Source organism: Bacillus sp. 05T31, from assembly GCF_056396725.1.
This window is the reverse complement of record NZ_JBFTMA010001008.1, coordinates 1-1141: the sequence shown is the minus strand read 5'-3', so window position 1 is coordinate 1141 and position 1141 is coordinate 1. Positions and strand designations below refer to the sequence as shown.

The 1141-nt window shown below is 36.7% G+C and carries 1 pseudogene; it reads left to right on the top strand.

Annotated elements, in window-relative coordinates:
* Positions 1-1141: pseudogene (locus tag AC1DJR_RS30770) on the top strand (binary toxin-like calcium binding domain-containing protein); the annotation flags it as partial.

The following is a 1141-nucleotide window of genomic DNA, read 5'->3' as shown; positions in this document are numbered from 1 at the left end:
GGCATGGGATCCAGAGCGAGACAAAGATAAATTAAAATTTATTACAAATCCTATGAGCGCGAATTCGGATGGAGATCCTTTTACAGATGCATATGAAGTTCAGTATTATGGCAGTAACTCTGATACTGAGTTTAATCCAATGGTTGCAAATATACCGAATTTGCAAGTTGGTATAAAACGTATTGGGGTTACTCCTCTTGCGGCTATTACGGATTCAAACGGTGGGTCCATTGATAAAGGTTGGGAAAAAAGTGTATCGACACAACATTCGTTTGGTGTAGGAGCAGGTGTCGAAGGTGGTGTGGAAGGTTCCGCAGCCGGTCCTGTTCCTTCTGGGAAGGCCTCATTAAATGTAAGCTATGGATACTCGAAAACATCAACAGATACCGAAAGATATTCTTCTAATATAGATTGGTCTACCGCAAAAACTGTTGATTCAGCAAAAGCAGCAAAAGTGAGCTTACAGTTAGAATATAAAAATACAGGGACGGCGTCTGCTCAAAATGTTTCTCCTCATTTTAACATTCGTTTAGGAGACAAGATTATCAGTACAGTAAAGGCAACACAAGATCGTTATAAAGCAAATCAGTTAAGTACAGAAAAAGGTGGAAGAAATACAACAGAAGTATTGATAGACAGTGTAGATAATCAAGCRGATGTAAATATTTACTTATCGTTAGATGAATTGAAAGCTGTTGAACAAGGTGMAMTTCTTTCKRTTGAAGTWYTACCTACRAGTACAATGGAATTGTATATTGAGAAAGATGGAGAATTTATGAATTTAGGAGATTCAGGAAAATTTGAATCTCGTGTAAATGCTTCGACTACAATACTAGAGACTGATATCGGGAACAAACCGAAGTTTAGAATGTATGCACCAGAAGGTGTTGGTAGTGATACAAATTTAACGTTTAACGAGGTGCTGAAGCATGTTAAAGTAGATTCTAAAAAGATAAATGAATTTATAGATAATAGCAGAGGAGATCAAGTTATCATTGCGAAAGAGAATCTAGAAAATGCTAAAAAATCTTATGTTTCGAAAGGCGCAAAAGTCGGTGTTTTCACAAAAATTCAGCAACCGGAATTGTCATATAGTGCTTATGATCCATTTACGAAAAAGTTTTATGCAGCAGTCGTACCT